The sequence below is a fragment of the Flagellimonas lutimaris genome, assembly GCF_003581615.1.
Lineage (GTDB): Bacteria > Bacteroidota > Bacteroidia > Flavobacteriales > Flavobacteriaceae > Flagellimonas > Flagellimonas lutimaris.
Genome location: NZ_QXFH01000070.1, coordinates 808,022 through 828,048, shown reverse-complemented (window position 1 = coordinate 828,048; position 20,027 = coordinate 808,022). Strand labels below are relative to the sequence as shown.

Below are 20,027 nucleotides of genomic sequence, written 5' to 3'. Positions count from 1 at the left end.
CTTTTAATTTGATTTGTGTAAATAAGTTTGAACAATAGCAATGCTAGACCCAGTTCCATTCAAACATGGAACCTGTTCCTTAAAGTTTTGGCCTAGCCTATTTCAGCTATGTTGGGGAGGCGGCGTACTAACACCTTGGCACCAAAAAGAAGTTTTGCTTTGGTATGCCCAATCACTTTTACTAGTTATGGAAGTATCTATGTTCGATGGAATATGGACTTCTTCCACAAAATGTTTATCCAGTTGAAGACTGATATCATTCTTGGATTCTTGCTCATCTGAATGATTGGCTTCCAATAAATCCTTTAATGCTTCTAACGATTCGTGGGAGTGACCTGCCATAGCTTCCAACGAAGAATAATCTATGGCTTCGTGGTCCGAGACAAAATTATGATGGTGTGTTTTTGGAGTCAACACGTGTGATACTTCATGCAGGGCTTCCAATACCAAACCATTAAAAAGGCCTAACAAATAAAACATACACATCACGGTGCACCCTATGTGGATGAACCTTAATTTTTTATGTGTTTTATTCGTTTTCACGACAGCTTCGTAATTGGTTTCAAATTTACCTACGAAAAAATTAAGGGTAGGGTTTTATTTTGATTTTGTTTGTAACAATTGTCAGCTACATTTGTCTAACAGTAAAGCACAACCATGGATATTGCACTACTCATTTTAGGGTTTCTTTTGATGTTGGTCGGGATACTTGGAAGTTTTTTGCCCGTATTGCCAGGCCCGCCCATAAGTTGGGTTGGATTGTTACTGCTTTATTTAACCAAAGCAGTACCCGATAATTGGTGGATTTTGGGAATCACTTTTATAATTGCAATTACTATTACCATTTTGGATTATGTGATACCCGCTATGGGCACCAAACGGTTCGGTGGCAGCAAAGCTGGCATGTGGGGTACCATAATAGGCTTACTTGTGGCCATCTTTGTTCCCATTTTCGGTCCATTGGGCATTATCATTTGGCCATTTATTGGGGCCTTGGTAGGTGAACTGTTGAACAAGGCCAACAAAAAAACCGCCATGAAGGCGGCTTTCGGTTCGTTTTTAGGCTTTTTAACAGGTACCTTCATGAAACTTGTGGTTACCGTTATGTATGCCATTTTTTATGTCTACATTACCATAAAATATGCTGGAGACTTATTTACCTTTAGTTAGTCCAACCACTCCACTTTTTCAGAAATAGGGGTTCTACTTGATGGTTCCACATCACCATCATAATACCCCATAAAAAGAAATCCAAGACACCTTTCCCCTTCATTCATATCAAAAAATTCATCCATAAACTTTATGAGGCCCGGTGAGGCCCAATAAGCTCCAATACCCAGTTCTGTACAGCACAACCACATATTTTGAACCGCCATGGAGACAGCTGCAATTTCTTCCCATTCTGGCAAACTCTCCTTAGGGTCTCGTTGCATGCAAATGGCAACAACAGCAGCAGAATTGGAAGGGTTGAACTGCAGTTTTTTGATTTTCATTTGCTTTGGCTTGGGGTCTGCCTCCTGATATTTATTGGATAAAAAGGCACCCAACTCCTGTTTCTTTTCTCCCATTAGTACTTTAAAACGCCAAGGTTCCGTTTTTTTATGGGTCGGGGCCCAATTGGCGGCTTCCAAAATCTTTTCCAGGGTTTCTTTCGAAATAGGTTTATCTGTATATTGAGGTGGAAAAACACTTCTCCTTTCCTTGATTAAATCAAAAATCATAATTATAAAAAGTTAAATCTTTCTTCTTTCAAAACTTAGATAGCAAACGAAATGTCAGTTAGAGTTTTTTCCTTTGGAAAAAGTATCGAGAACAAAGCTTCCTATATTTCAATTCTCGATACTATTTTCTTCGTTTCACTCCAAAAATCACTCGAATTGACAAATCCAAAGTTACTCTCCAAAATGTTCACATCATAATTTCATAAGCAAATCCATACATTTTTGAAGAGCAGGGTTTCGATTATCCCTTTTCCAGACCATGCTCAATACAGCGCGCTGTTTTATTTTTTTCATTTCGATGAACTTCACCTTCATCTGAAATCCGTGTTGAAGCGTCGTTGGTACAATGGCAATGCCCAATTTGTTCTCTACCAATTTAAAAATGGTCTGCGCATGCACCGATTTATGGGAAACATTGGGCACAAACCCACTATCTTCACAAATACTCAGAACAGTATCGTAGTACATGGGGCTGTAATCTTGAGAAAACAGGATAAAATCTTCATCCGCCACTTGATTAATGTTTTTGAAATTCTTTTCATCCAAATAATGCTCCGCTGGAAGCACCAAAGAAAAGGTGTCCTCAAAAACAGGTCTTACTTCAAGTCCTTTTGGCACTCTGGATAATCGTACAAAACCAAGGTCCAAACGGTCGGCCAATATCGCATTGATCTGCGCCCGATTGGAAAGCTCTTCTAAAGTGGTATGCACCGTTGGATACTTTTCCTTCAAACCCAACAACAAATTGGGAACCACATTTTGCATGGCCGAACCCAAAAATCCGATTCGAACTTCTCCCAAATGTCCTTCTCCTATAAGTTTAAGCTGTTTTTTGGTCTGTTCGAGGTGATTCAAAATAAATTCCACTTCTTTTTTCAAGAATTCCCCGGCCGCGGTCAAGCTTACCTTTTTCTTATCACGGATAAAAAGTTGGGTCTCAAGAATTTCTTCCATCTGTTTAATCTGCGTGCTCAATCCTGGTTGAGAAATAAAGAGTTTTTCTGCGGCTTTTCTGTAATGAAGTTCCTCGGCCACGGCCAGAAAATAGATGAAATGTCGAAGTTCTATTTGATAATTCATACTTATTGATTGTTACAAAAATAAGTATTGGTGATTATTAAACCTAACTAGTAATTTTATTCAAAAGAAAAACATGGCGATAGACCGAACATTTCAATTTGGTGAAGACCATTTAACCGCAAGCATAGCTTTGGGATTGGCCCAAGGTAGCATAAAAGGTGTTTTTACAGATGAATGCCTAAAAAATGTAAATGCGAGTTACCAACGTGTACAGCGTATTGTGGAAAAAGGCGATACGGTGTATGGCATCAATACGGGATTTGGCCCTTTGTGCAACACCAAAATATCCAAGGAGGACACCAAAATTCTTCAATCCAACATATTGCAGAGCCATAGCGTAGGTGTCGGCCAACCTATTTCTACGGAATTGGCAAAAATTATGCTAATTCTAAAAATCCATGCTTTGGCCAAAGGATACTCTGGTATTGCAGAAGCTACCTTACAACGTATGCTTTGGCATTTGGAAAACGATGCCATTCCCGTGGTTCCAAGTCAAGGTTCGGTAGGGGCATCAGGCGATTTGGCACCACTTTCCCATTTGTTTCTCCCATTGATTGGACTGGGCAAGGTACAGTACCAAGGCAAGACCATTCCAACCCAAGAACTATTCGAAAAAAACAAACTAAAACCATTGGAATTAGGACCGAAGGAAGGACTCGCCTTGATCAACGGAACCCAATTCATCGCTGCTCATGGCGTAATGGTAGTACATAAATTACAGCATTGCCTTCGACATGCGGACATTATTGGCGCCATGATGCTCGAAGGCCTGCAAGGTTCCATGAAGCCCTTTTTTGAAGAATTGCACCAACTTCGTCCTTTCAAGGGAAACCAACATGTGGCGGGAAGGATTCGAACCCTGCTTCAAGGTTCCGAAATTTTGGAAGACCATATCGATTGCGAACGGGTGCAGGACCCATACTCCCTACGTTGTATGCCTCAGGTTCACGGAGCATCCCGTAATGCATGGCTCCACCTCAAGGAATTGTTGGAAATAGAACTCAATTCAGTAACGGACAATCCTGTCATCATAAATGATGAACTGACCATTAGCGGAGGAAATTTCCATGGGCAACCCTTGGCCATGGCCTTGGATTATGCCGCATTGGCCGCTTCGGAAATTGGAAACATATCCGACCGGCGTATCTATCTGGCCCTCGAGGGCAACAGCCCCGGTGTTCCCAAATTATTGATGAACGATACCGGAATCAATTCCGGCTACATGATTCTTCAGTATACATCAGCAGCATTGGCCAGTGAGAACAAAAGCTTATGTTTTCCCGCCAGCGCCGATAGCATCCCTACCTCTTTGGGTCAAGAAGATCATGTAAGCATGGGGTCTATTAGCGGTAGAAAAGCGCTTAACATTATTGAAAATGTGGAAAAAATACTTGCCATTGAATTGTTGACATCGGCCCAAGCCTTTGAATACAGAAAACCACTAAAATCAGGTATTGTGTTAGATGAAATCCATACATTCCTGAGAACAAAAGTCGCTTTTGCCGAAAACGACCGTGTTTTTGCGGATGACATCGAAATAGGAATCGAAATTATCCAAAACCGTGAGATCATTGATTTGGTGGAAAAAGTAATGAAAGAAAAAGATCTTTCTTGGAACACACCACATCTTGATGAATTTGAAACGTATTAAAATGAACAAACCACTATTAATAGGACCATTTACCCAATTACTCCCCATGACAGGACTCCCATTAAAAGGAGCGCTCAAAGATGAGCAACTGCCCATCATTGAAAACGGGGGTATTTTAGTTTCCGAAGGAAAAGTCCTCAAAGTTGGTGTTTTTGACGAGTTGAAATCCGATGATGTCGATGTGCACCATATCGAAGGTCAATATGTTTGTTTGCCCGGATTTGTGGACTCCCACACCCATATCTGTTTTGGAGGTACGCGTGCTAGGGATTATGCGTATCGAAATGCCGGAAAAACCTATTTGGAAATTGCCAAAGCAGGTGGTGGTATCTGGGATACGGTAACACAAACTCGAAGGGCATCACAAGGAGCATTAGTGGAAGGCATTATTTCCAGAAGTGAAAAACATCTCAAAAACGGTGTAACCACTATTGAGGTGAAAAGTGGTTATGGCCTTTCCGTGGATGAAGAATTAAAAATGCTACGCGCCATAAAGCAGGCCAATGAAAGCTCGAGTGCTACATTGGTTCCGACCTGTTTGGCAGCCCATATGAAGCCTAAAGATTGGAATCAGGACAAGGTATATCTTGATGAAATTATTTCCACATTGTTCCCCATCATAAAAGAGGAAAACTTGGCCCATCGGGTGGATGCCTTTGTGGAAGAAAGTGCTTTTTCTCCCGAAGAAATCAAACCCTATTTCCAAAAAGCCAAAGAACTTGGGTTCGACATTACGGTTCACGCCGACCAATTTACTACGGGTGGCAGTCAGGTTGCCGTAGATTTTGATGCAGTAAGCGCCGACCATTTAGAAGCCAGTAGCGAAAAGGAAATTCAATTATTGGCAAAGAGCAACACCATTGCGACCGCCTTGCCAGGAGCATCCATCGGTTTGGGATGCGCCTACACGCCAGCACGGAAAATTCTGGATGCAGGTGGAGCTTTGTCCATTGCCAGCGACCACAACCCGGGGTCTGCCCCCATGGGCGACCTATTGACGCAAGCCAGTATTTTAGGAACCTTTGAAAAGCTTTCTAACACCGAGGTTTTGGCAGGTATCACTGCGAGGGCTGCAGCTGCTTTACGGTTAGCCGACCGAGGAAAACTGGAAGCTGGGGCACAGGCTGACTTTGTTCTTTTCCCAACGGATAACTACCAAGAAATCACTTACCACCAAGGGCAATTAAAGCCTAGCGAGGTTTGGAAAAAGGGAACGCCCATCCACTAAAAATTGAATCATGACTGAATTTCAGCGACAAATATTACAAGGAATACCCGAGCAACTTCCGCCCAAAAAGGCATACCCTAAAAATGGAAATCCAGCGCCAAAACGAAAGGACATCCTTTCCAAAGAGGAAAAAAAGCTGGCCCTACAGAATGCGCTACGCTATTTTCCCGAAGCTTGGCACAAGGAGCTAGCATCTGAATTTGCCGAAGAGTTAAAAAAATATGGCCGTATCTACATGCATCGGTTTAAGCCCGATTATGAGATGTATGCACGGCCCATTTCGGAATACCCTGCCAAAACACATCAGGCTGCGGCTATCATGCTGATGATTCAGAACAATTTGGATCCTGCGGTGGCACAGCATCCCGAAGAACTCATTACCTACGGAGGAAATGGAGCGGTTTTCCAAAACTGGGCACAATACCTGCTTACCATGAAATATTTGGCCAAAATGACCGAAGAGCAAACCCTTAACATGTATTCAGGTCATCCGATGGGCCTTTTCCCATCATCTAAAGAAGCACCTAGAGTGGTGGTCACCAATGGTATGATGATTCCCAATTACTCCAAACCCGACGATTGGGAACGCTTCAATGCATTGGGTGTCAGCCAATACGGACAAATGACGGCTGGTTCCTATATGTACATTGGTCCACAAGGTATTGTTCACGGAACGGCCATCACAGTAATGAATGCTTTTCGTAAAGTATTGCAGAAAAACGAATTGCCCGAAGGAAAAATCTTTTTGACCGCAGGATTGGGAGGTATGAGCGGTGCTCAACCCAAAGCGGGCAATATCGCAGGGGGTATTACCATTTGTGCTGAAGTCAATCCCGAAGCTGCCAAAAAAAGACACGACCAAGGTTGGGTGGATGAACTTTTGGTCGATTTAGATTTATTAGCCGTGCGAACCAAAGAAGCTGTGGAAAACAAAGAAGTAGTTTCCTTGGCATACATCGGCAATGTGGTGGATGTTTGGGAACGTTTTCACGAAGAGAACATCTTTATTCATTTGGGTTCCGATCAAACCTCTTTGCACAATCCTTGGGCAGGTGGTTATTATCCGGTTGGACTTTCTTTTGAGGAATCCAATTCCTTGATGGTGGAAAATCCCGAAGCATTCAAGGAAAAAGTGAAGGAATCGTTGCGAAGACAAATCAATGCCATCAACAAACACACGGCAAAAGGCACCTACTTTTTTGATTATGGAAATGCCTTTTTGCTGGAAGTTTCGCGAGCAGGTGGCGATGTAATGGCCGAGAACAATATTGATTTCAGGTATCCATCCTACGTGCAGGATATTTTGGGTCCAATGTGTTTTGATTATGGTTTTGGCCCGTTCCGATGGGTATGTACATCGGGCGACCCAAAAGACCTTCAAAAAACCGATGCCATTGCCCTTGAAGTAATGAAAAAAATCAAATCTGAAGCGCCAGAAGAAATCCAACAGCAGATGCAGGACAACATCAAATGGATTTCGGAGGCAGAACAAAACAAATTGGTAGTAGGCTCACAGGCTAGAATCCTGTATGCCGATGCAGAGGGACGAAGCAAGATTGCAGATGCCTTCAATACGGCCATTGCCAAAGGAGAAATTAGTGCTCCCGTAGTTTTGGGGAGGGACCATCACGATGTGAGCGGAACAGATTCTCCCTTTAGGGAGACCAGCAACATTTATGATGGCAGCAAGTTCACCGCCGATATGGCCATCCAAAATGTGATTGGCGATAGTTTTAGAGGTGCCACTTGGGTTTCCATCCATAATGGTGGAGGTGTTGGCTGGGGAGAAGTAATCAACGGTGGATTTGGAATGGTACTCGATGGTTCCGAAGAGGCATCCAACCGATTGAAGAAATTGTTATTTTTTGATGTGAACAATGGAATTTCCCGAAGAAGTTGGGCCAGAAACAAGGAAGCTCGCTTTGCCATTGAACGGGAAATGGAACGTTCTCCCAATTTAAAAGTAACTTTGCCTTATCTTGTAGAAAGGGATATTTTGGACGACCTTTTTTAATGTAATGAAACACTACACACTCCCGAAAAAAGAACTTTGGACTGGTAGAGTCTCCAACAAATGGCTATACCTGCACGAAAAAGTGCATTGCACGCCTTTGAAGGAACTTCCTGAAGCCCAGAAAAAATCCATTGCTCTTTTGGGCTATGCTTGCGATGCAGGGGTACACCGGAATCAGGGCCGTGTTGGGGCCGCGGATGGACCAAACGTAATTAAAAGTAGTTTTGGAAAAATGCCCAACCATTTGGGGAGCAACGTTCTTTTGCACGATGTGGGTTCGGTTACTTGCACCAATAGCGATATGGAATCTGCCCAAGGACAACTTGCCGAAATAGTCACGACCCTTTTAGAGAAAAAACAGTTTCCCATTCTGTTGGGGGGCGGACACGATATGGCTTATGGTCACTATAACGGCATCAAAAAATATCTGGATGCCAAAAAAGAGGGACAGACTATAGGCATCATCAATTTTGATGCACATTTTGATTTGAGGAAAAACACGGAACAAAGTAATTCGGGCACTCCGTTTTATCAGATTGCCAAGAACTGTGAAAAAGAAGGCATTGATTTTAATTACCTCTGTCTGGGTATTCGAAAAGATGCCAACGATAGAAACCTTTTTCAAACGGCCAGAGACCTTGATGTCATTTATGTGATGAACGATACCTTTCAAATTCCACTATTAAACGAAATCACAACTTGGATCAACGCGTTTGCCAAGAACGTAGATCATATTTATGTAACTATCGACTTGGATGGGTTCTCCTCCGCCTATGCTCCTGGGGTTAGTGCCCCTTCGCCCATGGGTTTTAGCCCATATATGGTTCTAGAATGTTTGAAAACGATTATCGGTTCAGGAAAACTGATCAGTCTGGATATCGCCGAGATGAACCCAAAATATGATGTGGATGGGCAAACGGCAAAACTAGCTGCTTCTTTAGTGCACCATGTGGCACACGCTGTTTCGGAAAGTTAACGGTACTTATTTGTCATTCTGAGCCTTTCGACTACGCTCAAGACGGGCTTTGCGAAGAATCTATTGTTCAGGGAAATATAATTGGCTTGACACGAATTGCACGAATTACCACAAATGCTTTGTTATTTGTCAGGTCGAGCGTAGTCGAGACCTTTGGTAGTAAGGTGACATCCACATTTACTCTTTTACTCCCCACCACAAACAAAAAAAGCCTTCCAAATGGAAAGCCTTTCATTGGCGAGCATCAGTTTGATGCTTCAACCTGATTCCAATCATCGTGATTGAAATCCAACACAACAAGACAAAGATATGATGATTTTTCCGAAATAAAGACAGCAGAAGTTGTTCATATTTATTTTATGGATTATTTCCATTTTATAGGAATATTTCCATAATTTAGCTTTCCTTCAGCTAAACAATGAAAAAAACGATTTTGCATCTAGACTTGGATACTTTTTATGTGTCCGTGGAACGTATCATCAATACAGAGCTTAAAAGCAAGCCCTTATTGGTAGGCGGCACCAGCGACCGTGGTGTGGTAGCAGCCTGTAGCTACGAGACCCGCGGGTTTGGGGTGCATTCCGGTATGCCCATGAAAATGGCCAAGGAACTTTGCCCGGAAGCCGTGGTGATTCGTGGCAATGCAGGCACCTACAGCAAGTATTCGGATGTGGTTACGGAAATCATCAAGGAACAGGTTCCCCTTTTTGAAAAATCGAGCATTGATGAATTTTATGCCGATCTATCTGGCATGGATCGTTTTTTTGGCTGTTACAAATTTGCTACGGAGATGCGTCAGAAAATCATTCGGGAAACAGGCCTGCCTATTTCGTTTGGGCTATCAGTGAACAAAGTGGTTTCCAAAGTGGCGACCAACGAGGCCAAGCCCAACAATCAACTTAAGATAGACTTTGGTCTGGAAAAGCCTTTTTTGGCTCCGCTTTCCATCAAAAAGATTCCGATGGTGGGCGATAAAACCTATCAAACTCTAAGAAATCTGGGGATACGGCAGGTAAAAACCGTTCAGGATATGCCCGTGGATATTATGCAACGGGTACTGGGTGCCAACGGTCGGGTAATTTGGAAAAGGGCCAATGGCATAGACAATACTCCCGTGGTTCCGTTTCACGAGCGAAAATCCATCTCCAACGAAAGGACTTTTGACCGAGACACCATCGATGTCACAAAACTGAAAGGCATTTTGATCGCTATGACCGAAAATCTGGCCTACCAATTGCGTCGGGGCGATAAATTAACGGCCTGTATTGCCGTGAAGATTCGGTATTCCGATTTTAACACCTATTCCAAACAATCGCGCATTCCCTACACGAGTGCAGACCACACCCTTATTCCCAAAATATTGGAACTGTTCAATTCACTATATAATAAACGAATGTTGGTTCGTCTTATCGGAATTCGGTTTAGCCATTTGGTGTCGGGCAACTACCAAATCAATCTTTTTGAAGATACCGAAGAGACCTTAAACCTTTCCCAAGCCATGGATCATGTCCGCAATCGGTTTGGAAGTCGAAGCGTGTTGCGCGCCTCCGCCATGGGCGCAAAAACCATCGGGAGCATGCACAATCCCTTTAACGGGGAACCGCCTGTGGTTTTGGCTCACAGAAAACAGTGAACAATGAGCAATTTCCAATGAACATTAAACAATTGGTAATTGATAACTGAAAATTGACAATTGTATTTAAACTGCCACACATATTACAGTTTGCGGTTCGGGACCTTCTCGGAGGTTGAGCTATTGCAGTTGGCACAAGAAAACCACGTGACCCAATTGGTGCTCACGGACATCAACAACACCTCAGCGGGACTGAATTTTGCTCGAAAGGCGCCCGAATTTGACGTGAAACCCATTCTTGGTATCGATTTTAGGAATGGGGTCCAACCCTGCTTTATCGGGATTGCCCAAAACAACGAGGGCTATCTGGAACTGAACGATTTTTTGTCCCGTCACCTTCATGATAAATCTAAGATTCCTGATAGGGCGCCTGCTTTTACAAATGCGTTTGTAGTATATCCGTTTGAACAGGTACTGCTCAACGAACTGAATCATTTTCAGGGTCATGAGTTCATCGGAGTCTCCATTAAAGATTTACGCAGACTTCCGTTCTCGAAATTGGCTTCTCTTACAAACAAATTGGTGGTGCAGCAACCCGTTACTTTCCGGAACAAGCAAGATTTTAATGCCCACAGATTACTGAGGGCCATCGATAATAACGTACTGCTGAGTAAACTTCCGAAGGAAGAAGAAGCAAACGAGGAAGAGAAAATGTACCCTATCCAAAATCTGGCTGCTGCGTTTTCTGAATTTCCTTTTATTCTGGAAAACACGGAAAAACTGCTCAACAAGTGCAGTATCCATTTTGATTTTTCCAAGGACAGAAAACCTCAAAACCTTGAAACGTATCTAGGAAGCGTAGAAGAGGACGAACAGCTCTTGGAAAAACTATGTGCCAAAGGACTCCCCTATCGGTATGAAGAGGTGAACGACTCCATCAAAAGCAGATTGAAAAAAGAATTGGAGCTCATCAAAAAAATGGGTTTTGTCTCCTATTTTTTGATCAATTGGGATATTGTTTCCGAAGCAAGGCGAAGGGATTTTTTTTACGTGGGTCGAGGAAGTGGCGCCAACAGCATTGTGGCCTACTTGCTCCGCATCACCGATGTGGATCCTATGGAGCTTGATCTTTATTTTGAGCGTTTCATCAACCTGTACCGAGCCAATCCACCTGATTTTGATATTGATTTTTCATGGAGGGACCGCCCTGCCATGACGGAATACATCTTTAAACGCTTTGAACACGTTGCCCTGCTCGGAACATATGTCACTTTTAAAGAACGTGGCGTTGTCCGAGAGTTGGGGAAAGTATTTGGGCTCCCGCCCCAAGACATTGATTTTTTATTGACGGGAAGATACGCCATAGAACAGTTAGACCACGTTTCCAAACTCGTCCTGAAATATGGCGGCTTGCTTAAGGGCAAACCCAATTATCTGAGTATTCACGCTGGGGGCATTTTAATTTGCAACAAGCCTTTACATTGGTTTTCGGCCACCCATTTACCACCAAAAGGATTTCCCACAACACAATACGATATGGTAATCGCCGAAGATGTAGGGCTTTATAAGTTTGATATTCTTGGTCAACGCGGATTGGGTAAAATCAAAGAGGCCTTGGAAATTGTCGCCTACAATCAACCTGAAAAATATAATGGTATCGATATTCACGATATCAAAGGTTTTAAAAAAGACCCTGTTATCAATAACCTCATCAAAACCGCACAATGTATGGGTTGTTTTTATGTGGAGTCGCCCGCCATGCGCATGTTGTTGAAAAAACTACAGGTCGATAATTATTTGGGATTGGTGGCCGCCAGTTCCATTATCCGTCCTGGGGTGGCCAAAAGTGGTATGATGCGAGAATACATCCTGCGGCATCGCAACAAGGGCAGAACCGAGGAAAAAGCACACCCTATTATGTTGGAGATTATGCCCGACACCTATGGTGTGATGGTCTACCAAGAAGATGTAATCAAAGTGGCCCATCATTTTGCGGGATTGGACCTTGGCGAGGCCGATGTGCTTCGCAGGGGCATGAGCGGCAAGTTCCGTTCGCGGGCCAAATTCCAAAAAGTGCAAGACAAGTTTATTTCAAATTGCAGAAAAAAGGGCTACTCGGAATCCATGATTTCCGAAATCTGGAACCAAGTGGCCAGTTTTGCGGGCTACGCTTTTGCCAAAGGGCACTCCGCTTCGTACGCCGTGGAAAGCTATCAAAGTTTATTTTTGAGGGCCTATTTTCCCTTGGAATATTTGGTGGCAGTGCTCAACAACGGAGGTGGATTTTACCGTTCAGAATTCTATGTGCACGATGCCCGTATGATGGGTGCCACCATTTATCCGCCCTGTGTGAACAAAAGTATGGCCGTAAACCGCATTTATGGCACCCATATTTATTTGGGAATGATGTACCTCCGTGATCTGGAGAGCAGGGTCATGGAACGCATCCTAAAAGAGCGCATGCTTCACGGAAGTTTTACTTCTCTGGAAGATTTTCTGGACCGCGTGTTCATCCGCATGGAACAACTTTCTATCCTGATTCGTATCGATGCCTTCCGGTTTACGGGAATCAACAAGCACGAACTGCTTTGGAAGGCCCATTTGATGCTTTCAAAAAACGACCGATTGGAACACCCGAAGCTTTTTCCACCGAGGCATCAAAAATTTCAAATGCCCCAACTGAACACCACCGCCTTGGAGACCGCTTTTGAGCAATTGGAACTTTTGGGGTTCTGCCTTTGCAGTCCTTTTGAACTTTTGGAGGAACCTCCCAAAAACACCAACGGACAAAAAGATATGGAACGGCACCTCAACAAATACATAGACATTTATGGGTATCTGGTCACCCTAAAAAATACCTCCACGCATCACGGCAAGCGCATGCATTTTGCGACTTTGGTGGACCAGCATGGCGAAGTGTTCGATACGGTACTCTTTCCTCCTGTTGCGGCCAAATATTATTTTCGGGGAAAGGGTATTTATCGATTTTATGGTAAAGTGGTGGAAGAGTTTGGTTTTTTGAGCATTGAAGTTATCAAAATGAAAAAAGAAAACTACATCCAAGACCCCCGATATGCCGATATGAGGACAAGCAAAAAGTTGTTTGGTTCGAACAAGTGAACGGAATACCGTAACTTAGGAAAGCGAATTAAACCAGTGCATGAAAATTAGAATCAAAGGGAATTCCATACGATTTAGATTGACCCAAAGCGAAGTACAACAATTATCTGAAATGGGTTCGGTAAAGGAAACCGCCGAATTTGGACCGAACGTTTTTCAATATCAAGTTAAGTTGATGTCCTCTGTCCAAAATCTACAAGCATCATACTCCAATAATACTATACTGATGATGGTTCCCGAGGCCGATGGAAAAAAATGGTTCCACAACGACACCATTGGTTTTGAACATGAAATGGAGCTTTCCACAGGAAAAAAACTGCATTTATTATTGGAAAAAGACTTTACCTGCCTTGAAAATAGGGATGAAGACCAATCGGACAATTATCCCAATCCAAAACTGCAACATTAACCACGATGGAAAAAGAAATAAAACGTAATGTCTCCCTTACCGGGGAAATTAAATTCACGGGGCTTCGTCTAAAGGAGCCCATGCAAACTTCCGCTGGTTTCCAAGGCGTAAAAGAAGCATTACGTCACAGTTTTAAGGAAATGGGCATAGTACGTTCCATGAACACCCTGTCACAAATGAACCAAGAGAATGGTTTTCGCTGCCCTAGTTGTGCCTGGCCCGTTCCCGAACATCCATCAAAAATTGCGGAGTACTGCGAGAATGGAGCAAAAGCATTGGCAGACGAAGCAACCAGAGAACATATCGGTGCGGAGTTTTTTGCAGAACATTCCGTGGAAGAGCTTTCTCAATTAAGCGATTTTGAACTCAATAAATTAGGAAGGATTGTAGAGCCGATGCTTCTCAAACCAAATAGCATACACTATGAGCCCATTACGTGGCAAGATGCTTTTGAATTAATATCGGAGGAATTACATCGTTTGGACAATCCGAACGAGGCGATATTTTATACCTCAGGTAGATCCAGTAATGAAGCTGCCTATCTCTACGGAATGTTTGCCCGTGCTTTCGGCACCAACAATATGCCCGATTGTTCCAATATGTGCCACGAATCATCCGGAGTGGCACTTTCCGAAACTTTGGGGATCGGTAAAGGTTCTGTAAAACTTGATGATTTGCATGGAGCGGAAGTTATTCTTGTGGTGGGACAAAACCCAGGAACCAATCACCCAAGAATGTTATCGGCCTTGGAAAAGTGCAAAAAGAACGGTGGCAAGATCATCAGTATAAATCCATTAGCAGAAACGGGATTGGTCAACTTTAAAAACCCACAGAGTGTTTCGGATATGTTGGGGAACGGACAACCTATTGCTGATATCCACTTACCTGTAAAAATCAATGAGGATATTGCCTTGGCCAAGCTCATCTTAAAAAAATTGGTTGCGCTCGATGCTAAAATTTCCAATGTGCTCGACCATGAATTTATTGTGGAATATGTTGATGGTTATGATGACCTCTTAAAAGACCTTGAGCGCTACGATACGGAAAGTCTCCAACAACGGACTGGAGTCTATATGCGCAAAATAGACAAGGTAGCCGAATTATTGGCAGAGAACTCCAAAATAGTCATCTGTTGGGCTATGGGGATTACCCAACATAAAAATGCGGTAGAGTGTATTAAGGAATACGTAAACATTTTGTTGCTGAAGGGCGCAATAGGCAAACCTTTTGCAGGAACCTGTCCTGTACGCGGGCATAGCAATGTGCAAGGAGATCGTTCTGTGGGCATTATGCATTATGTGAACAAAACTTTGAACAACCGAATTCAAGAGCACCTCAATTTTGATCCACCTACCGAAAAGGGATATGACACTGTGGAAGCTATCGAGGCCATGCACGAGAAAAAGGCCAAGGTCTTTATTTGCTTGGGCGGCAATTTTTTAATGGCGGCATCCGATACAACATATACTGCAGAGGCCATTCAAAATTGTGATTTAACGGTTCAGATAAGTACCAAACTGAACCGAAGTCATTTGGTGACAGGTAAAACTGCCTTGCTATTGCCAACCTTTGGTCGTTCCGAAAAAGATGAGAAGAACGGGGAACTCCAATTTTTGACCATGGAGAGCAGTACTGGGAAAGTACGCCAGAGCAAAGGATTATTGAAACCCGCTTCGGAACAAATAAAAAGCGAGCCTGAAATTATTTCACTATTGGCACACACTTATTTTAGGGGCAACCATTCCATGAATTGGTATGAGTTGGGGCAGGATTACAACCTTATCCGAAAACTCATTGATAAGACCGTAAAAGGATTTGAGAATACCAGCGAACAATCTAAAGGATTTGGGTATTATTTGCCCAATAACGTTCGTAAGCGTGATTTTCGCATGCTTCCCAATGGGATGGCGCAGTTATCGATTACCTCATTGCCCGACCATCAATTAAAACCTGATGAATTGTTGTTGATGACCATTCGTTCCCATGATCAATTCAATACTACTATTTATGGATTGAACGACCGCTATCGTGGTATCCACAACGAGCGCCGAGTCGTTTTTATGAATGAAAAAGATATGACTGAAAAGGGGTTGACCAAATTAGATGTTGTCAATCTCCACAGTAATTATGATGGGATTCAGCGAACCGCCGAAAAATTCATAGTTATACCCTACGAAATACCAAAGGGAAATATGGCCGCTTATTTTCCAGAGACCAATTTATTGGTTCCCTACAATCATTTTGCGGACAAGAGTCAGACACCCATCAGTAAATCAATCAAAGTAACCGTAGAAAAAGTTTCCTGATACTTAACTATTTGAACGCGGAGATACCCGTAATGTCGGCTCCGGTAATCAACAAGTGAATATCATGGGTGCCTTCATAAGTGATTACACTTTCCAAGTTCATCATGTGGCGCATAATGCTATACTCCCCAGTTATACCCATTCCACCTAACATTTGTCGAGCTTCACGAGCAATTTTGATGGCCATTTCCACATTGTTACGTTTAGCCATGGAAATTTGTGCCGTAGTCGCCTTTCCTTCATTCTTTAATTGTCCCAAACGAAAAGCCAACAACTGGGCCTTGGTGATTTCGGTAATCATTTCGGCCAACTTCTTTTGCTGAAGCTGAAATCCGGCAATGGGTTTCCCGAACTGAATTCTTTCTTTGGCATATCTAAGTGCGGTATCGTAACAATCCATAGCTGCCCCGATGGCTCCCCATGCAATTCCATAACGAGCGGAATCCAAACAACCGAGCGGTGCGCCCAAACCATTTTTACCGGGCAACAAGTTTTCTTTGGGCACTTTTACATTATCAAAAATAAGCTCCCCTGTAGCAGATGCACGTAATGACCATTTGTTATGGGTCTCTGGTGTAGAGAATCCCTCCATTGCGCGTTCCACAATAAGTCCATGGATTCTACCTTCTTCATTTTTGGCCCAAACCACGGCCACATCGGCAAATGGTGAGTTCGAAATCCACAATTTGGCTCCATTCAATACATAATGGTCTCCAGCATCCTTGAATTTTGTCTCCATGCCTCCAGGATTGGAACCATGGTTAGGTTCAGTGAGCCCAAAACAACCCATCCACTCCCCTGTTGCCAATTTGGGTAGATATTTTTTACGTTGTTCCTCGGAACCATAAGCAAATATGGGGTACATGACCAAGGAAGACTGAACAGAAGCCGTGGAGCGAACTCCACTATCTCCGCGTTCAATTTCTTGCATAATCAACCCATAACTGATTTGGTCCAGCCCAGCACCTCCATATTCTTCAGGAATATAGGGTCCAAAAGCTCCAATTTCGGCCAAACCTCCAATAATTTGCTCAGGAAATTCTGCCTTTTGGGCATATTCCTCAATAATGGGAGAAATATCTCGCTTTACCCATTGACGGGCTGCATCACGAACCAGTTTGTGCTCTTCGGAAAGTAAATCGTCGAGGTTGTAATAATCTGGGGCTTCAAATAAATCAGGCTTCATTCGGAATAAATTTTGAGTAAATATAACATTTCATTCATGTATTGTTACATTTTTAAATAAAATGCTTGGGTCAATTCAATATATTCTTTGGTGTATTGATGTCTTCCTTTCTCAATGACCATGGTATTAATTATAGGTTCATTTTTATGAAAACTAAATTCCATCAAACTCCTTTTAAAATTGGTCTCGGGATTTCCTTTTACCCTTGTGATTCGGTTCGGGTACAATTCAACATTTTGAGCAAGGTCAATAAAAGTCTCCTCTTCTTTAAAAGGAATGATTACAGCAAAAATTCCATCTTCCATTAAAAACTTAGAAACTCCATGAACCAGTTCATCGAACGGCAACGAACTACTTTGCCTTGCCTTATCCCTAGATGGGTCAGCACTTGCGACATCTTCAGCATAAAACGGTGGATTAGAAACTATTAAATTGTACTTATCGTCCATTTCATCCACAAACTCATCAAATTCTGCATGGTAACAGAATAGTCTGTCTGCCCATGGAGAGGCCTCAAAATTGGCAACACATTGTTCGTATGCATGATCATCCAGCTCAATGGCATCAATAACTTGTGCTGAAGAACGCTGGGCCAACTGCAAAGCGATTAGTCCAGTTCCCGCGCCAATATCCAAAATAGATTCTGGTTGTTTGTCCAATGATGCCCAAGCACCCAACAATACACCATCAGTACCCACCTTCATGGCGCATTGATCTTGGTGAATTGTAAATTCTTTGAATTTGAATGCCTTCATCATTTCAAAGGTAATTAAGAAAGGAATCTAAATAGCCCTTTTTATTCGCTTCAGTCTTGTTAACCCAAATAAAGTTCAACCAAACCTTCAGGAGCTTTTACATGGATGGTTTTGTTTTCCCGATCAACTTTGTTGATAATATCATCATTTATCGGAATAAACAACTCTTTATCACCCTTTTTCACCTCAAAAAGGTCTTGGGAAGCATTATCGTTTACGGATTCAACAACACCAATATCCCCGTGTACTTCATCCAATATTGTAAAGCCTATTACTTCGTGGTAGTAAAATTTGTTGCCTGTAAGTGGCGGCAACATGGTAAGGGGTAGATAAAGTTCGGAACCTATTAGTTTATCGGCTGTGGGTTCATCTTTTACCTCTTCAAAATCGATGCGAAGGAGATTAGATTTGTGCAATCGGCATCTATCAATAAAAAATGGAACCAGATTGTTTCCCAATGAAACAAGCACTGATTCCATATTTTCGTAGATATCGGGTTCATCGGTGTCCAATTTAATCAACACCTCTCCCTTAAAACTATATTTTGAAACGACTTTGCCCAGATAGAAACAATCTTCCTTGCGCATCGTCCTATGTTTCTATTCTTCTTCTTTGGCAGCTTCTTCAGCAGCAGGAGCCTCTTCTTCGGCTGGTGCTTCTGCGGTAGCCTCCTCAGTTGCAGCTTCAGCAGTTTCTTCCGCAGCCTCTTCGGCTACTTCCTCTTCTGGCAATGCAGCGGCAGCTCTCTTGGCGCTAACTTCTTTTTCAGCTTCCAATGCTTTGGCTCTTGCTTCAGATTCAGCTTTGCTCAAACCATCTTTCTTGTCTTGGATTTTTTGTTCTTTCTCTTCCAACCAAGCTTTGAACTTTTCCTCAGCTTGCTCTTCGGTCATTGCTCCTTTGCGAACACCTACTGCTAAGTGGTGCTTCATCATCACACCTGAATAAGAAAGAATAGCTCTAGCCGTATCAGTTGGCTGTGCACCGTTCTGCAACCATTTTACAGAACCGTCTATATCAAGATTGATTGTAGCTGGATTGGTGTTTGGGTTATAAGTTCCCAATTTCTCCAAATATTTACCATCTCTTTTCGCTCTTACATCTGCAGCGACTACCCAATAGAATGGTTTACCTTTTTTACCGTGTCTTTGAAGTCTAATTTTAACTGGCATATCACATTAATTTGTAGGGTGCCCGACCCTGATTATTAATTCTTTTTTAATCGCTTATCCGTTAAGCGGGTGCAAATATACATTTATTTGTTTATAGCACAGCGTTCAAAGCAAAAAAAGTTAAATCCCTTTAACAACTGAGGCTCATTACGTTAAACCTATGATAAACCTACTCAATCCTTTGGTATTCCGCTCATTATCTGTAATTTATATATGGATGTCGTCGAGAATCGATGACTACTAACCTAAAATGAAGAGAGATTATGAAGTATACCGTAGAAATGTCAAACAAATTGAACGAACTTTTGGAAAGAACCTATGATGCTGAAAAAGGCTTTAAGCAAGCAGCAGAAAAGGTTGACAATAAAACAATAAAGGATTTTTTCCTTAACAGTGCCAAACAGCGATACAATTTTGGTCAGGAGTTAAAAGCAGAAATTATGTCCTTCGGACAAGCACCCGATAAAGGAGGAAGCGCCAAAGGAACATTGCACAGATCTTGGATAAATTTTAAATCGTTGTTTACATCAAATAATGAAGAGGCGATGCTCGAAGAAGTACACCGCGGAGAGAAGGAAGCCATTGAAACTTACAATGACATCCTCCACGACAAAGATTTTGTTTTGCCGCCATCCACGGAAAGTCTTTTGATGAGACATAGAAATGCCATCAGGGAAACCTTGGAGACTGCAAACATATTTGAAACCGCAGTTTCATAATTCCAAAAGTCAATAGATAACAACAAGAAAAGCTGGGATATTCTCCCGGCTTTTTTTCGTTGATAACTCATCACAACTCTTTTTTATCAAATCTATCTTCTTCCGTACTTTTATTCA

At 42.5% G+C, this 20,027-nt stretch carries 17 protein-coding genes; 10 read left to right on the top strand and 7 right to left on the bottom strand.

The features are described from left to right. Positions 1–102: 102 nt before the first annotated feature. Positions 103–480: a hypothetical protein gene (locus D2V08_RS08150; protein WP_119607539.1), complete on the bottom strand. Its 378-nt coding sequence runs from the start codon at positions 478–480 to the stop codon at positions 103–105. 177 nt (positions 481–657) lie between these two features. Between D2V08_RS08150 and D2V08_RS08145 the strand changes: the two genes are divergently transcribed. Then, positions 658–1,170, top strand: coding sequence for a DUF456 domain-containing protein (locus tag D2V08_RS08145; protein ID WP_119607538.1), 513 nt, complete (start codon positions 658–660; stop codon positions 1,168–1,170). Here D2V08_RS08145 and D2V08_RS08140 read toward each other — a convergent pair. Together D2V08_RS08140 and D2V08_RS08135 are read right to left on the bottom strand one after the other, a co-directional pair. Further along, positions 1,167–1,721, bottom strand: coding sequence for a nitroreductase family protein (locus tag D2V08_RS08140; RefSeq protein ID WP_119607537.1), 555 nt, complete (start codon positions 1,719–1,721; stop codon positions 1,167–1,169). The genes D2V08_RS08145 and D2V08_RS08140 overlap by 4 nt on opposite strands. A gap of 192 nt (positions 1,722–1,913) precedes the next feature. Next, a complete protein-coding gene (locus D2V08_RS08135) occupies positions 1,914–2,801 on the bottom strand; it encodes a LysR family transcriptional regulator (protein WP_119607536.1) in 888 nt (295 codons plus the stop codon). Between the two features lie 73 nt (positions 2,802–2,874). Here D2V08_RS08135 and hutH point away from each other — a divergent pair, with 73 nt between their 5' ends. The 8 genes from hutH to D2V08_RS08095 all read left to right on the top strand — a co-directional run bounded on the left by hutH (position 2,875) and on the right by D2V08_RS08095 (position 16,078). Further along, a complete protein-coding gene (hutH, locus tag D2V08_RS08130; protein ID WP_119607535.1) occupies positions 2,875–4,452 on the top strand; it encodes a histidine ammonia-lyase in 1,578 nt (525 codons plus the stop codon). A 1-nt stretch (position 4,453) separates the two neighbouring features. Continuing rightward, complete coding sequence (hutI, locus tag D2V08_RS08125) at positions 4,454–5,680, top strand: imidazolonepropionase (RefSeq protein WP_119607534.1); 1,227 nt, start codon at positions 4,454–4,456, stop codon at positions 5,678–5,680. 10 nt (positions 5,681–5,690) lie between these two features. Then, positions 5,691–7,694 (top strand): urocanate hydratase, encoded by a 2,004-nt coding sequence (gene hutU, locus D2V08_RS08120; RefSeq protein WP_119607533.1) that lies wholly within the window; start codon positions 5,691–5,693, stop codon positions 7,692–7,694. Positions 7,695–7,698: 4 nt separating this feature from the next. Beyond that, positions 7,699–8,670, top strand: coding sequence for a formimidoylglutamase (gene hutG / locus D2V08_RS08115; protein WP_119607532.1), 972 nt, complete (start codon positions 7,699–7,701; stop codon positions 8,668–8,670). Between the two features lie 418 nt (positions 8,671–9,088). Continuing rightward, positions 9,089–10,303 (top strand): DNA polymerase IV, encoded by a 1,215-nt coding sequence (gene dinB / locus D2V08_RS08110; RefSeq protein ID WP_119607531.1) that lies wholly within the window; start codon positions 9,089–9,091, stop codon positions 10,301–10,303. 60 nt (positions 10,304–10,363) lie between these two features. Continuing rightward, positions 10,364–13,363, top strand: coding sequence for a DNA polymerase III subunit alpha (locus D2V08_RS08105; RefSeq protein WP_119607530.1), 3,000 nt, complete (start codon positions 10,364–10,366; stop codon positions 13,361–13,363). Between the two features lie 40 nt (positions 13,364–13,403). Further along, positions 13,404–13,772, top strand: coding sequence for a DUF7009 family protein (locus tag D2V08_RS08100; protein ID WP_119607529.1), 369 nt, complete (start codon positions 13,404–13,406; stop codon positions 13,770–13,772). Positions 13,773–13,777: 5 nt separating this feature from the next. Then, positions 13,778–16,078: an FdhF/YdeP family oxidoreductase gene (locus D2V08_RS08095; RefSeq protein ID WP_119607528.1), complete on the top strand. Its 2,301-nt coding sequence runs from the start codon at positions 13,778–13,780 to the stop codon at positions 16,076–16,078. 7 nt (positions 16,079–16,085) lie between these two features. Here D2V08_RS08095 and D2V08_RS08090 read toward each other — a convergent pair whose 3' ends face one another. The 4 genes from D2V08_RS08090 to D2V08_RS08075 are packed head-to-tail and all read right to left on the bottom strand — an operon-like array spanning position 16,086 to position 19,191. Beyond that, entirely contained in the window at positions 16,086–17,264 is a 1,179-nt protein-coding gene (locus D2V08_RS08090) for an acyl-CoA dehydrogenase family protein (protein ID WP_119607527.1), read from the bottom strand. 44 nt (positions 17,265–17,308) lie between these two features. Further along, on the bottom strand, positions 17,309–18,022 hold the full coding sequence (locus D2V08_RS08085; protein WP_119607526.1) for a tRNA1(Val) (adenine(37)-N6)-methyltransferase: 714 nt from the start codon (positions 18,020–18,022) through the stop codon (positions 17,309–17,311). 56 nt (positions 18,023–18,078) lie between these two features. Further along, positions 18,079–18,606 (bottom strand): ribosome maturation factor RimM, encoded by a 528-nt coding sequence (gene rimM, locus D2V08_RS08080; protein ID WP_119607525.1) that lies wholly within the window; start codon positions 18,604–18,606, stop codon positions 18,079–18,081. 12 nt (positions 18,607–18,618) lie between these two features. Further along, positions 18,619–19,191 (bottom strand): 30S ribosomal protein S16, encoded by a 573-nt coding sequence (locus D2V08_RS08075; protein WP_119607524.1) that lies wholly within the window; start codon positions 19,189–19,191, stop codon positions 18,619–18,621. Between the two features lie 263 nt (positions 19,192–19,454). Between D2V08_RS08075 and D2V08_RS08070 the strand changes: the two genes are divergently transcribed. Further along, complete coding sequence (locus D2V08_RS08070; protein WP_119607523.1) at positions 19,455–19,910, top strand: ferritin-like domain-containing protein; 456 nt, start codon at positions 19,455–19,457, stop codon at positions 19,908–19,910. Positions 19,911–20,027 lie beyond the last annotated feature (117 nt).

Bases quoted from the DNA above. Each gene is read 5' to 3' on its own strand.
- D2V08_RS08150 (WP_119607539.1), bottom strand. From the start codon at position 480: ATGTTTTATTTGTTAGGCCTTTTTAATGGTTTGGTATTGGAAGCCCTG.
- D2V08_RS08145 (WP_119607538.1), top strand. From the start codon at position 658: ATGGATATTGCACTACTCATTTTAGGGTTTCTTTTGATGTTGGTCGGG.
- D2V08_RS08140 (WP_119607537.1), bottom strand. From the start codon at position 1,721: ATGATTTTTGATTTAATCAAGGAAAGGAGAAGTGTTTTTCCACCTCAA.
- D2V08_RS08135 (WP_119607536.1), bottom strand. From the start codon at position 2,801: ATGAATTATCAAATAGAACTTCGACATTTCATCTATTTTCTGGCCGTG.
- hutH (WP_119607535.1), top strand. From the start codon at position 2,875: ATGGCGATAGACCGAACATTTCAATTTGGTGAAGACCATTTAACCGCA.
- hutI (WP_119607534.1), top strand. From the start codon at position 4,454: ATGAACAAACCACTATTAATAGGACCATTTACCCAATTACTCCCCATG.
- hutU (WP_119607533.1), top strand. From the start codon at position 5,691: ATGACTGAATTTCAGCGACAAATATTACAAGGAATACCCGAGCAACTT.
- hutG (WP_119607532.1), top strand. From the start codon at position 7,699: ATGAAACACTACACACTCCCGAAAAAAGAACTTTGGACTGGTAGAGTC.
- dinB (WP_119607531.1), top strand. From the start codon at position 9,089: ATGAAAAAAACGATTTTGCATCTAGACTTGGATACTTTTTATGTGTCC.
- D2V08_RS08100 (WP_119607529.1), top strand. From the start codon at position 13,404: ATGAAAATTAGAATCAAAGGGAATTCCATACGATTTAGATTGACCCAA.
- D2V08_RS08095 (WP_119607528.1), top strand. From the start codon at position 13,778: ATGGAAAAAGAAATAAAACGTAATGTCTCCCTTACCGGGGAAATTAAA.
- D2V08_RS08090 (WP_119607527.1), bottom strand. From the start codon at position 17,264: ATGAAGCCTGATTTATTTGAAGCCCCAGATTATTACAACCTCGACGAT.
- D2V08_RS08085 (WP_119607526.1), bottom strand. From the start codon at position 18,022: ATGATGAAGGCATTCAAATTCAAAGAATTTACAATTCACCAAGATCAA.
- rimM (WP_119607525.1), bottom strand. From the start codon at position 18,606: ATGCGCAAGGAAGATTGTTTCTATCTGGGCAAAGTCGTTTCAAAATAT.
- D2V08_RS08075 (WP_119607524.1), bottom strand. From the start codon at position 19,191: ATGCCAGTTAAAATTAGACTTCAAAGACACGGTAAAAAAGGTAAACCA.
- D2V08_RS08070 (WP_119607523.1), top strand. From the start codon at position 19,455: ATGAAGTATACCGTAGAAATGTCAAACAAATTGAACGAACTTTTGGAA.